Raw genomic sequence first — 13,935 nt, forward strand, 5'->3', positions numbered from 1 at the left:
TTGGTGAAGCCTTAGAAGCGTTTCGCACCGCCATATCTTTTCGCTTTTTTCAATGGTTAAAAGATAATATTGAGGTATTTACTAATTATAAAGCAAGTTTGGGCTTTGTTTGGGCATAATTTTTGTTTAAGTACCGCTAATCAATGCTTTAATTTGTAATTTTGATGGGTAAAAATAAGTCATAAAAAAAGAGGAAAGATTATTAACCTCCCCTCCCTTACTATTATTATTTTTAAGTTTATTCCTTAACATTTTTAAGCGTTTTTGCCATTGTTTTTTCTTGGCGTTGCCTCCCTTTCCTTTCTGATTTCTTCCTTCTCTTCTTGGGGATTCCCATCGTTTTAGTCTATTCATAAACACATATTTTTACTGCTAAACTATCATTTATATTAACAAATAAATCTGATTTTACACAAAAATTTAAAAACCTTACCATGTATGTATAGCGAAGAAATCCAATATCGGCGATCGCCAAAAGCACCTTTTGATCGTCGTGGTTACGCCTTTTTGATTGATTTTGTGGTAGTTTGGATTATATCCTCTCTTGTTACTAACATTATCTTAGAATTTCTCATTTTTACTTTACTATGGTTAATTTTAAGAGTAATTGTTGTGGATAAAAATAAAGGGCAAAGTTTGGGAAATTGGGCGATGGATTTAAAAATAGTGGACTTAAAGTTTAATCGTCTTCCTTCCTTACTTTCTCTGACGAAACGAGAAGGAATTATTGCTTTGGGGGGATTTTTGGCGATGATAGGGTTTAAAATTAATTTTCAAGATTTTTTATTGATGATTTTGTTTATGACTCCTTTAATTCTTGATGTCTTGACAGTTTTCACAGATGATCAATATAATCAAGCATTTCATGATCGTATTAGTGGTACTATTATTATTCAAACAAAAAGAGGATTTTCTTTAGATTTAAGAGTGAAAAAATTATTTAGCGAAGCAAAAAAAACTTGGGGAAAAAATCGAAAAAATGGCTAATAATTAGTATAAATAAAGAAACTATCTTGAAAAAAATTGGTAAATTATTATTATATACATGAGAAAAGTTAATATTATTGGATTGGGAAAATCAGGGATTGCGGCGGCTAAAATTTTACAAAAAAATAACGAAGAAGTCATTATCTATGATAGTAAAAAAACAGAATCTTTAGAAAAAATAAAAGATAATTTAGCCTTAGAAAATATTACCGTTAAATTAGGAGAAAATATTAGTTTAAATGATGAAAATTTACCAAAATTAATTATCTTAAGTCCGGGTGTACCTTATGATATTCCTATATTAATAGAAGCTAGAAAAAAAGGAATAAAAACTATCGGTGAAATGGAATTAGCATGGCAATATTTAAAATCTTATCCTTGGATTGGTATTACTGGCACAAATGGTAAAACAACGACAACGGCGTTAATTGAAGCAATGTTAAAAGCAGGAAATATTAAAACTTCTGCCTGTGGTAATATTGGTTATGCTGCTTGTGAATTAGCTTTATCGGCTTTAGAAAATCCTCCTCAATGGGTAGTCGCCGAAATTAGTAGTTATCAAATAGAATCTTCTCAAGAATTATCTCCTAAAATTGGTATTTGGACTACCTTTACACCTGATCATTTAGCTAGGCATAAAACTCTTGAAAATTATCACAATATAAAAGCTAGTTTATTGCAACGTTCTCATTATAAAATTTTAAATGGTGATGATAATTATTTACATAATTTCGGTTTAAATTTACATTGGAAAAATACTTTTTGGACAAGTGTAAAAGGAAAAGATTATCTCTTAGGAGATATAGAAAAAGGTGTTTATTTAGAAGATTCTTGGATAGTGGCTTTTAAAGAATTAATTGCTCCAATTTCTCTATTTAAAATGGTAGGAAAACATAATCTACAAAATCTTTTAATGGCAACTGCAGCAGCAAAATTAGCAGGAGTGAGTAAGAGTGCAATAGTAGAAACAATATCATCATTTACTGGGGTATCTCATCGCTTAGAATTAATCACCACTATCAACGGTGTTGCTTATATAAATGATAGTAAAGCCACTAATTATGATGCGGCACAAGTAGGTTTAGATTCAGTGGAATCACCTGTTATTTTAATTGCTGGAGGAGAAGCAAAAGAAGGTGATGATACTTCATGGATAAATAAAATTAAGGAAAAATGTGTATTAGTTTTACTCATAGGTGATGCTGCGAATTTATTTGCGGAAAATTTAGATAAAGCTGGTTTTAAAAATTATGAAATTGTCAAAGAAATGGATAAAGCTGTCTTTAGAAGTCATGAAATAGCAGAAGAAAAAGGTGCAAAAGTTGTCTTACTTTCTCCTGCTTGTGCTAGTTTTGATCAATATCGTAGTTTTGAACATCGAGGGGATGATTTTCGGGAATTATGCTTAAAAATCACGATGAGGAATCCCTCCCAGCCCCAACTTTAGGAGAAATCGCCCCCCTGCCCCCAATTCTGGGGGAGAATGAGTTAATGAATGAAAGTCCCCACACTTGGGGATTTAGGGGCGTATTCGACACTTGGGGATTTAGAGGCGTATATTAACAAATGACAAGAATTATTAGATATTTTTCAAAGTACCATTAGTAATAATTCTGCATCTGAATTATATATTATTTCAATAAGCGTTCTAATTTTTTATAAACTTCATCATCATTGCGTTTGCCCACTAAAATAACTTCGACTAAGTCTTCTTCAGGGTTATAACGGTAAACGATTTGCTATTTTTTCTAAGGTGGCGGTAAATTCTTTACTCCCTACCATTGAGGATTGAGTTAAACCTATTTCGGCTGTCTTACCTAAGTTTAAATCTTCTAATTCTTCTAATCTGGTGATTAGTTGTTGATAAACTTGAGCAGAGATAATCACATGACTTGCCCTTTTTTGCTTAGTGACTAGCACAGGCTCAATTTGAGCTTGATCAAATACTTCCCCATGTTGATTGCGAGTTTCGGTTAAGGTATAACTTTTCATTACTTATAATATTTTGACTATTTTGTCTATATTAGCAGAAATAGACATTATTGGTTAAATAATTACTGCCATTAAACATTACAGTTTCATTGCTCTGCTTTCTTTTGGCGATCGCACCTCCCATCTCTCCCTATTCCGTCATTGCCATGGAAGCCACCTGCCTCCAACTTTAGGAGAAATCGCCCCCTGCCCCAATTCTGGGGGAGAATAAATTAATGAATTGAAGTCCCCACACTTGGGGATTTAGGGGCGTATTCCACACTTAGAGATTTAGGAGCGTATTCCACACTTGGGGATTTAGGGGCGTATATTAAAAAATGACAACAATTATTAAGATTTCGTGACCTGAACGACAAAGAGTAACCGAATTTCTGAAAAAGATGTTAGTATTGTAACAATGCTATGTATATATTATACTAACTAAATCATGACGAAATTAAATCAATCGATCGCCCAAGCTGAAACCTTATTACTTAAAGCCTCTCTTAATCCGAGTCTCGAAGCAAACTTAACCACTACTTTTGGCAATAATTACAACGTCACCGTCGCTAATAATATTTTCTCCTCATGGCGTAGCGGTGATTTTAGCAATTTACCAAAAATCGAAATTTTGTCACCCACTGCCATGAATGGCGCTCAAGGTGCTTACAGTACCAGTAATAACACCATTTATTTATCATCTTCTTTGGTTGAGTCAAAATCTATTACAGCCATTCGTGATGTAATTATCGAAGAATATGGACATTTTATTGATGCACAAATTAACGACATAGACAGTCAAGGAGACGAAGGAGAAATCTGGCGTAACTTGGTATTAAATAAATCCATGACACAAGGGGAATTAAACAGCATCAGAAACGAAAATGATTGGAATACCCTCACTGTTAATGAGCAAACTCTGAATGTTGAAAATAGCGTTATTACTTTAACCGTTAATACTTTCTTTGATGAGAATGACGGCACAAGTAGCGGTAGCGGTTTATCTTTAAGGGATGCCATTATTACCGCTAATAACGATACCAATAATGACTATATTATCAATTTAGCATCAGGACAAACTTATTTCTTAACCCTCGGTACATCTGATGAAGATAACAGTTTAGGAGGTGATTTAGATATTAAAAATGGTGCAAATGTTACTATTCGCACTAATGGAGCATCCCCAGCCACCATTAACGCCACAACTCTTTTAGGTGATGGCGATCGAGTTCTTGAAGTGTTATCAGGGGGTGCTTTAACCCTTGAAAAAGTTGTAGTAACAGGAGGACGAAATAATGCTGGTGGTGGTATTTTTAATTTTTTTGGTACATTAAATATTTTTCAAACTACCATTAGTAATAACTCGGCTAATATTGGTGGTGGTATTTATAATCGTGGTACATTAAACGTTTTTCAAACTACCATTAGTGATAACTCTGCTCGTTCCGATGGTGGTGGCATTAGTTACAATGGAGGTACAGGAACGATCGCAAATAGTACTATTAGTGGTAACTCTGCTAATGCTTCTGGTGGTGGTATTTATAATCGTAGCATGGGTATTTTATTAATTAATAGCACTGTTACCAATGTGCGACCTGATCAGTTAGAAACCGTGTAAGCGGGGGATTAACTGACAGTGTTATGGGGGGTAAAACCTCCAGGACATTGAATGTCCGTACTTCATGAAGGTGAAAGTCCTTCCCTCTACTACAGGGGTGAAAGCATAGTCCTACTGGATTAAGTTTAGGAAACTTAATTCGGGGAAGCAGGGACTAAAAACGGGTAAGACTATCCATAGTTGAGCGAAAGCTCACCTTCGTTTGAAGGGTGTGAGGTAGGATAGGAAGGAAGAATCCCCCGTGAGCAGTTTAGATATGACTAACGAAAGTGAACCATTGTTTGAAGCGTCGTCACAGTGTTAATTTGCCTAATGTACCAGCTGACTGTTGGCTCAGAACTGGGTGTAGATACAAAGGTTGGCGTATAGATGGAGTCTAAGTCTAATAAATGAAGATGGAAAACAGGGAAACCTTTGCCTTGCTCTGGACATAACTATGTAACGTTATGAGTCAGTAGTACCTAGCGGAAGCAGGCAAAGAGTAGGATTGATCAAAAAGCAAATGCCTTTATGTAATGTAGAGGATAGGCTGACGTGATCACTGTAAACAAATTATAGATATGGAGAATGTGCATGAATCAAGAAATTGGTGTCAAATTGGAACCCCAACTTTGTTCAGGTCTAGAGACGGTCAGCAATGATGCAGAGAGGACTTGTGAGTGGAAAGACTTAAACTGGAAACGGATTGAGTCGAGGGTATACAAAGCACAACGACGTATTTATGATGCGAGTCTTGGGTTCTGAAGGATGGTTTTCTAGTATGGAAGGTACACCGCAAGGGGGAGTTATATCTCCGTTGCTGGCGAATATTGCCTTACATGGTATGGAGAATCGGATAAAAGAATTTGCAAGAACATTAAAAGGTGGTAAGGAAAGGAATGAACAGGCTCTAGGGCTTATTCGTTATGCTGATGACTTTGTGATTTTACATCGCGAGTTAGAGGTGATAAAAATCTGTAAGTTAATTATGGAAGAATGGTTGGGAGAAATAGGGTTAGAGCTTAATCTAGAGAAAACGTCCATTACACATACACTCTATTGTCACGAGGGGAATGTGGGTTTTGACTTCCTGGGATTCAATGTTAGGCAATACGCTGTCGAAGATAGATTCTCAGGAAAGAAAAGGAATGGAGAGAAGCTCGGATTCAAGACTTTGATAAAACCGTCGAAGAAGAATATAAAGGAACATAGTAGAAAGTTGAAAGAAATAGTACATGATCATAATACAGCACCGCAGGAGGCTTTAATTAGTCGCCTAAACCCAGTCATTAAAGGGTGGTGTAATTATTATAAAGTAGTTTGTTCATCGGAAACGTTTGACAAATTAGATCACGAAATGTATCTGAAACTGGAAAAGTGGGCTTTTAGAAGACATTTGGGTAAATCGAAGAAAGTTGCTGTACGGAAGTATTGGCACACTGTAGGCGGTGATAACTGGGTGTTCTCGACTGAAAATGGTTTGAACTTATTTAAACATACTTGGACAAAGATCGTAAGGCATACAAAGGTGAAAGGAAGTAAATCTCCTTTTGACGGCGATGTAGCTTACTGGGCTAAACGTATGGGTGAAAATCCTTTGTTATCAAATCGGGAGAGTTTTCTTCTGAAGAGGGATAAGGGGGTCTGTAAAGTGTGTGTTGCTCAGTTTATGACTGGGGACTTGTGGGAGATTGACCATATTATTCCGAAGTCTTTAGGCGGAAGGGATAGTTATGATAATCTCCAACTATTGCACAAACATTGTCACGATAAGAAAACTGCCAGTGATGGTAGTTTGACTCGTTCGTAGTTTACTGAGGAGCCGTGTGCGGTGAAAGTCGCATGCACGGTTTTGAAGGAGAGTTTGGGAGAGGGATCTCCCATTCGACTCTAACAACCTTGCTGATGCTGATAATAATGGTGGAGGAGATGGTGGAGGTATTTATTCTGATCAAGGTGCTTTGGGTCTGAGAAATACGATTGTCGCTGGTAATTTTGATACTCCGAATAATGCAGGTAGTGGCACAAAAAACCCTGATATTAGTGGTTCAGTGCAGGGTAATGGTTATAACCTCATTGGTAATCTTACAGGGGCTAGTGGTACAATTGGAACAGGTAGCGATATTGTTTTAACATCAGGGCAAACTGCAGGTTTAGGGGCGTTAGCTAATAATGGTGGTGTGACGAAAACCCACGCCTTGTTAACGGGTAGTCGTGCCATTAATGCAGGTTTAACGGTATTAATTAGTCAAGATTTAGCAGACATTGACGGCGATGGCAACCGCAGTGAAGCAGTACCTTTTGATCAACGGGGTGGTAATTCTACGAGGGTAAATGGCTCTAGTGTGGACATTGGTGCATTTGAGTTTCAGACAGTAGTAACAACCTTACCCACCTTACGCATCAACGATATTAGTATCACCGAAGGCAATAGCGGTACAAAAAACGCCGTCTTTACCGTCACTCGCACGGGTACACCCACAGGCACTATTACTGTTAACTATGCTACTGCTAACGGTACGGCAACAGCAGGAAGCGATTATGTTGCCAAAAGTGGTAGTTTGAGTTTTGCTACCAATGAAACCAGTAAAACTATTTCTGTAGTGATCAACGGTGATACTACTTTAGAAACTAACGAGACATTCTTTGTTAATCTCAGTAGTGCGACTAATGCTACGATTTCTGATAATCAAGGTTTAGGCACAATTACCAATGATGATACCAATACTAATTTATTATTAGTGGGAAATGCTAACAACAACAATCTTAGTGGAGGTACGGGCAATGATACCTTACAAGGATTGGGAGGTAATGATACTTTACGAGGATTAGCAGGTAATGACATCTTAGACGGTGGCACTGGTAATGATAGCATGGTAGGAAGTACGGGTAATGATACTTATTATGTTAATAGCACAGGTGATCGAGTTATCGAAAATAGCAATGAGGGTACAGACATCGTAAACTCTAGTATCAGCTATGTTTTAGGCAGTAACTTAGAAAATCTCACCTTAACAGGTACAAGTAACCTTACAGGTATCGGTAACACCCTCAATAATAGTATTACTGGTAACAGTGGCGCAAATATCATCAACGGTAATAATGGTAATGATACCCTTAACGGTGCTGCTGGTAATGATAACCTTAACGGCGGTAACAATAATGATCGTCTTGACGGTGGCACGGGTAATGATAAGTTAATCGGTGGTTTGGGTAATGATGTATTACTTGGTGGCGATGGTAACGATATTTTAATCGGTGGAAATGGCAATGATACCTTAACAGTTGGTACTGGAGGCGATCGCTTTGTGTTTAAATATGCTGATGAAGGTATCGACAGAATTACTGATTTTAACCTAGCTCAAGGGGATAAAATAGTGATTTCTGCTTCTGGTTTTGATGGTGGTTTAACGGCAAATGCTAATCTAACTACTGCTCAATTCCTTATTGGTAGTGCGGCAACGAATGCCAGTCAACGCTTTATTTATAATAGCTCAACGGGAGCTTTCTTCTTTGATCAAGATGGTACTGGTATCACTTCAGCATTACAAATCGCCACTTTAAATACGGGTTTAGCCTTAACAAGTGCGAATATTTTTGTAGAGAGTTAAATATACCCCTAAATCCCGAAGTGTGGAATACGCCCCTAAATCCCCAAGTCTGGGGACTTCAATTCATTAACTTATTCTCCCCCAAAGTTGGGGGCTGGAGGCGATTTCTCCTCTAAAGTTGAGGGCTAGAAGGCAAAAAAGCCATTAAGAATAAATATCTAATAAGGTTTATTAACCAAATCATAATCTGATTACAGATCCTATCAAGATAATATGATTAAGTAGGGTAAAGAATATCCACAATCATCATTAAATTTTCAATTAATTTGAAATAAATATTTGTATGAAAGATCAAACTATTAATCTTAACGAACCTGAGTATTATTTTAATCGAGAATTGAGTTGGTTAGAATTCAATTATCGGGTATTACAAGAAGCCTTAAACGAAAAAACATTATTACTGGAAAGACTAAAATTCACCGCTATTTTTAGTGCAAATCTTGATGAATTTTTTATGGTAAGGGTAGCGGCATTAAAGCGACAGATTGAAGCGGAAGTAACAAAATTAACTCCTGATGGTAGAACACCCGTACAACAAATTTATGATATTAATAATCATTTACGCCCTTTAATTAAGCAATTAGTCGAAAATTTTGAGTATAAACTTAAACAAGAATTAATTACTCATGGAGTATATTTAGTTAATTTTGTTGATCTTAACGAAAAACAGAGAGATTATTTACATCAATATTTTGATAGTAGCATATTCCCCGTACTAACACCCCTAGCCGTTGATCCGAGTCATCCTTTTCCTCATATGTCTAATTTGAGCTTAAATTTAGCTGTATTAGTCAAAAACCCTGATACTGGGGCAGAATTATTCGCTAGAGTAAAAGTACCGAAGACTCTCCCTCGTTTTATTACTTTTCCTCCTGAATTACGAAAAGTTCATAATTGTGACGAAATTCCTTTGTGGGTAGGTATCCCTATCGAACAAGTTATGTCACACTACCTAGAAGCCTTATTTCCGGGGATGAATGTCCAAGAATGTCATAATTTTCGTTTAACTAGAGATGCTGATTTAGGAGTACAGGAAGACGAAGCCGATGACTTATTATTAGCAATACAACAAGAATTAAGAAAACGACGTTTTGCTGGTTCGGCTGTACGCCTAGAAATTCATCCTTCTATGGCTGATAATATTAAGCAAATGTTGATGGAAGGCTTAGATTTAGAAGAGATAGATGTTTATGAAATTGATGGTTTATTAGGGTTAAATCATTTATTCGATTTGGCTAGTTTACCTTTACCTGAATTAAAAGATACTCCTTGGAGTGGCATTATACCTCCTCCCTTTGATCAATTTCAAGAGTTAGAAATGGCTAAAGAAAATGAAGATGATAATACTATTAGTGACAAGTTTTTTGCCATGATTCGTAAATCTGATTTAATGGTACATCATCCCTACCATTCTTTTTCTTCCACTGTACAACAATTTATTACTCAAGCCGCTCATGATCCTCACGTCATGGCAATAAAAATGACTCTTTATCGCACTTCGGGAGATTCTCCTATTCTCAAAGCCTTAATTGATGCGGCGGAAAATGGTAAACAAGTTATCGCTTTAGTGGAATTAAAAGCTCGTTTTGACGAGGAAAATAACATTATTTGGGCAAGAAAATTAGAAAATGCTGGAGTCCATGTTGTTTATGGTATTGTTGGCTTAAAAACCCATACTAAAATAATTTTAGTGGTGCGTAAGGAAAAAGATCAAATTCGTCGTTATGTTCATATTGGTACTGGTAATTATAATCCTAAAACCGCTAGACTTTATACCGATATTGGTTTAATTAGTTGTCGTGAAGATTTAGGCGCTGATTTGACGGATTTATTTAACTTCCTCACTGGTTATTCTAAACAAAAGGCTTTTCGTAAATTATTAGTTGCCCCTGTGACAATGCGCGATCGCATGATTGCTATGATTAAAAGAGAAGCAGAACACAGTCGAGATGGTGGCAGTGGTAGAATTATCGCTAAAATGAACTCTGTTGTAGATGTGCCAGTAATTCAGGCTTTATATCGTGCTTCCCAAGCTGGAGTAAAAATTGATTTAATTGTCAGAGGTATTTGTAGTTTACGCCCGGGTATTGAAGGTATTAGCGAAAATATTAGAGTTATTAGCATTATCGGACGTTTTCTTGAACACTCTCGTATATTTTATTTTCACAATAACGGAGAAGAAGAAATTTATATCGGTAGTGCTGATTGGATGGGGCGCAATTTATCTCGTAGGGTTGAAGCAATTACACCTATTGAAGAGCCAAAATTGATTAAACAGTTACAAGAAATATTGGAAATTATGTTATCAGATAATCGACAATCATGGGAGTTAAAATCTGATGGTAGTTATGTCAAGAGAATCCCTGTGGAGGGAGAAGAAGAAGTTAGTACTCATGAAATACTAATGAGAATGGCAAAACAACATTAAGAATTAAATTAATTTCGCCCCTAAATCCCCAATTATGGGGACTTTTTTTTATTCTCTCCTAAAGTTACCTGAGTTCGATACAAGAATGTTTGATATGATTAGGTTTCAGGCTTTAGATTTTAGGTTTTAGGTTAATTTTTCAACTTTCCTTCAATGATTTAATTTAATTAATCAAGTGGGAAATCAATTATTAATAGTTTTTTATCAATTCTTTACCTAATACCTAATACCTAATACCTAATACCTAATACCTAATACCTAATACCTAATACCTAATACCTGACACCTGATACCTAGAGATTTAGATTTAGAGTTACTTTAGTAAACACCAGCGTTATAACGCTCATCCCCTTCGTTGAAGACTTCTTCTACAGGAGTTGCCGTAAAATTGTCAATATTAGCTTGTAATCTTTCTTTTTGAGAATCACTTAACCCCGGAATAAGTAAAATATCTTCTACTTGTTCATAAGGTGCATTTTGAATGATAATACTGGCTAATTTAGGATAAAATCCTCTTAAATCACGAAAATCACGAATATCGCTATTGTTTATGTCGATTTTTTGACCAAATTCAGTACGTAATAACTCATCTGCGGCATTACGACGATCATTTTCTACTGCTAAAATACGAGAATTTCCTTGTAAAATAGTATTAAAATCTAATGCTTGGGCAGGTTGACTAAAAGTCACTGAAACTAATAACAACATTAAACTAAATACCGTTACAATACGATTCCATAATTTCATGAAAATTGAGCCTCCAAAATTAAGATAACTTAAATAATTATTTTATATGTTTTTATTTATCCATCAACTTAGGATTATTTTTATCCGTTGTTTTTGATTCTGTGTCACCTTAACAGTGTAGTTTTATCTACAGAACTGATGGTTATCTGATCTTATCAGTGAAACTGCTTTTTTCTTAGGGCAAAACGTAAAGATTTGTAAACTTAAATCTATCTCATTAATTATGACACTTAAAGCTCTGATATTCGATGTTGATGGTACTTTAGCACAAACAGAAAAACATGGTCATCGAGTTGCTTTTAATTTGGCTTTCCAAAAGGCTGGTTTATCATGGCAATGGGATATTGATTTATACGGTGATTTATTAGAAATTGGTGGCGGAAAAGAGCGTTTAAAGCACTATATCACCCATTATCTCCCCGAATTTACTATAAATGAGCCTTTAGATCAATTTATTCTCTCTTTACATCGACAAAAAAGTATTTATTATCGTCAACTATTAGTTAATAATGCTATTCCTTTACGTCTTGGGGTGAAAAGATTAATTACAGAAGCATACAATCAAAATATAAAATTGGCGATCGCATCTACGGCATCTTTAGAAAATGTGAAGGCTTTGTTAGATACTTCTTTAGGGGAAGAAATGAGTAAATATTTTGAAGTAATTGCGGCAGGAGATATGGTTAAGAATAAAAAACCTGCGGCGGATATTTATTTGTTAGCCTTAGAAAAACTTAATCTTTCTTCTGGGGAATGTTTAGCCATCGAAGACACAAATCAAGGATTAATAGCCGCAACTCAGGCAGGTTTAAAAACAGTAATTACTATCAATGATTATAGTAAAAATCAAAATTTTGATGATGCTTTTTTAGTGTTAAATAGTTTAGGTGAACCTGATCTATTTTTTCAAGTTATTAAAGGTAATAATTATTATCATGACTATTTTAATATCGAATTAGCTCAAAAAATTATTGAGAGTTAATAGTTAGTTAGAAGGTGTTTATTTTAAGTGGTAGGAAAATAATAAGTTAATTTCCCCCAAAATTGGGGGTTAGGGGGCGAGTTTTATCTCTGATACCCTTTCCTTACCTCAAATCTTTGTAAATCTAACATTCTTGCAACAAATTTTTATGGGTAAAATCTTTAGGATTATCTCCTGTATAAGTTGCCGCAATTTGCCCGTTACCAATTAATTTATACTTGTAAGTAACTAAGCCTTCTAAACCAACTGGCCCTCTGGGGGGCATTTTTTGAGTACTTATACCTACTTCTGCTCCAAAACCATAACGAAAACCATCAGCGAAACGAGTAGAACAATTATGATATACTCCTGCTGAGTCCACTTGACTCATGAATATTTCTGCATTTTGTTGATTATTCGTCACAATAGCATCGGTATGTTTTGAGCCGTATTGGTTAATATGACTGATAGCATTGGTTAAATTATCCACAATTTTAATGGCTAAAATTAAATCACTGTATTCTGTTTGCCAATCTTCTTCCGTTGCACTTTCACAGTTAATAATTTTTTGGGTTTCTTCATCTCCTCTTAACTCAACTCCTTTTTCTCTCAATGCTTTAGCTATCTCAGGTAAAAATTTAGTGGCGATCGCTTTATGAATTAAAAGAGTTTCGATAGAGTTACAGGCGGCAGGATAATGGGTTTTAGCATCAACGGTAATATTAATAGTTTGAAGTAAATCAGCGTCAGAGTCAATAAATAGATGACAAATACCGTCTGCATGGCCTAAAACGGGAATTTTAGTGTTTTCTTGGACATAACGGACAAATTCATTAGATCCACGAGGTATAATTAAGTCAACATATTTATCTAATGTCAATAATCCCTTAATTTCTTCTCTGGTAGTTAATAATTGTATGGCATTGGGATTAACTTCAGTATTTTTCAGGGTTTCGTGGATAATTTTAACTAATGTTGTACAAGTTTGTAATGCTTCTTTTCCTCCCTTCAAAATAACGCCGTTACCTGATTTGATGGCTAAACTGGTAATCTGAATTAAAGCATCGGGGCGCGCTTCAAAAATTACGCCTAAAACTCCTAAAGGGCAACTAACACGATGTAATATTAATCCTTCATCTAACTCTCTTTTTAAAGATACCATGGCAATAGGATCATCTAATCTTGCCACATCTTGCACTCCAGCTATAGCACTTTTTAATTTAGACTCCCCTAACTTTAAACGGGCATAGAGGGCAGAAGAAATTACCCCCTCAGAGGCATCACAATCAGCTTTATTGGCAGTAATAATCTCATTTTGATGTTTTTCAAGGGCAGAAGCGATCGCCATGAGAGCGTTATTTCTAGCGGTTTCTGGTAATATTCCTAATTGACGAGCTGCAATTTGAGTTTCTTTTGCGATATTTTGTAAATCAGACATTTTAATAATTGATAATAAATAATTTTCTGAAGGAATTAAATTTTCACGATTTAGATTAACGGTACTTAAACAAAACGATAAAAGAAATTAGGTTATAATTTTTGTATTATAACGTTTTTAGGTCAAAATGAAAGAAACAACATCTTCATCAATGCCACCATGTTTTAATCGCTGGTGTCAAAAAATAGATCCAGT

General features: G+C 35.5%; 11 protein-coding genes. 7 read left to right on the plus strand and 4 right to left on the minus strand.

The genetic code is table 11. The features are described from left to right. Positions 1-126 precede the first annotated feature (126 nt). Complete coding sequence (locus ACEW8E_RS14030) at positions 127-354, minus strand: hypothetical protein (protein WP_373480977.1); 228 nt, start codon at positions 352-354, stop codon at positions 127-129. A gap of 84 nt (positions 355-438) precedes the next feature. Between ACEW8E_RS14030 and ACEW8E_RS14035 the strand changes: the two genes are divergently transcribed. Further along, complete coding sequence (locus ACEW8E_RS14035) at positions 439-987, plus strand: RDD family protein (protein ID WP_373480978.1); 549 nt, start codon at positions 439-441, stop codon at positions 985-987. A gap of 58 nt (positions 988-1,045) precedes the next feature. Then, positions 1,046-2,434: a UDP-N-acetylmuramoyl-L-alanine--D-glutamate ligase gene (gene murD, locus ACEW8E_RS14040; protein WP_373480979.1), complete on the plus strand. Its 1,389-nt coding sequence runs from the start codon at positions 1,046-1,048 to the stop codon at positions 2,432-2,434. A gap of 272 nt (positions 2,435-2,706) precedes the next feature. Here the strand turns inward: murD and ACEW8E_RS14045 are convergent, their stop codons facing one another. Beyond that, positions 2,707-2,979, minus strand: coding sequence for a type II toxin-antitoxin system Phd/YefM family antitoxin (locus tag ACEW8E_RS14045; RefSeq protein WP_373480980.1), 273 nt, complete (start codon positions 2,977-2,979; stop codon positions 2,707-2,709). A gap of 427 nt (positions 2,980-3,406) precedes the next feature. Here ACEW8E_RS14045 and ACEW8E_RS14050 point away from each other — a divergent pair, with 427 nt between their 5' ends. The 4 genes from ACEW8E_RS14050 (at position 3,407) to ppk1 (ending at position 10,594) form a co-directional block, all read left to right on the plus strand. Then, positions 3,407-4,576 carry a hypothetical protein gene (locus tag ACEW8E_RS14050; protein ID WP_373480981.1) on the plus strand — a complete coding sequence of 390 codons (1,170 nt, stop codon included), beginning with the start codon at positions 3,407-3,409 and terminating at the stop codon, positions 4,574-4,576. A 724-nt stretch (positions 4,577-5,300) separates the two neighbouring features. Continuing rightward, the gene (locus tag ACEW8E_RS14055; protein WP_373480987.1) at positions 5,301-6,365 is read left to right on the plus strand and encodes a group II intron reverse transcriptase; all 1,065 of its coding nucleotides are present in this window, start codon (positions 5,301-5,303) and stop codon (positions 6,363-6,365) included. 151 nt (positions 6,366-6,516) lie between these two features. Next, the gene (locus ACEW8E_RS14060; RefSeq protein ID WP_373480982.1) at positions 6,517-8,166 is read left to right on the plus strand and encodes a Calx-beta domain-containing protein; all 1,650 of its coding nucleotides are present in this window, start codon (positions 6,517-6,519) and stop codon (positions 8,164-8,166) included. A gap of 283 nt (positions 8,167-8,449) precedes the next feature. Then, complete coding sequence (gene ppk1, locus ACEW8E_RS14065) at positions 8,450-10,594, plus strand: polyphosphate kinase 1 (RefSeq protein WP_373480983.1); 2,145 nt, start codon at positions 8,450-8,452, stop codon at positions 10,592-10,594. Positions 10,595-10,912: 318 nt separating this feature from the next. On the opposite strand, the gene psbU is transcribed toward ppk1, so the two are convergent. Next, complete coding sequence (gene psbU / locus ACEW8E_RS14070; RefSeq protein WP_373480984.1) at positions 10,913-11,341, minus strand: photosystem II complex extrinsic protein PsbU; 429 nt, start codon at positions 11,339-11,341, stop codon at positions 10,913-10,915. A gap of 223 nt (positions 11,342-11,564) precedes the next feature. On the opposite strand from psbU, the gene ACEW8E_RS14075 reads away from it, so the two are divergent. Next, the gene (locus ACEW8E_RS14075) at positions 11,565-12,323 is read left to right on the plus strand and encodes an HAD-IA family hydrolase (protein WP_373480985.1); all 759 of its coding nucleotides are present in this window, start codon (positions 11,565-11,567) and stop codon (positions 12,321-12,323) included. 124 nt (positions 12,324-12,447) lie between these two features. On the opposite strand, the gene proA is transcribed toward ACEW8E_RS14075, so the two are convergent. Further along, entirely contained in the window at positions 12,448-13,740 is a 1,293-nt protein-coding gene (proA, locus tag ACEW8E_RS14080; RefSeq protein ID WP_373480986.1) for a glutamate-5-semialdehyde dehydrogenase, read from the minus strand. Between the last annotated feature and the right edge of the window lie 195 nt (positions 13,741-13,935).

This window comes from Geminocystis sp. (assembly GCF_041753295.1).
Classification (GTDB): domain Bacteria; phylum Cyanobacteriota; class Cyanobacteriia; order Cyanobacteriales; family Cyanobacteriaceae; genus Geminocystis.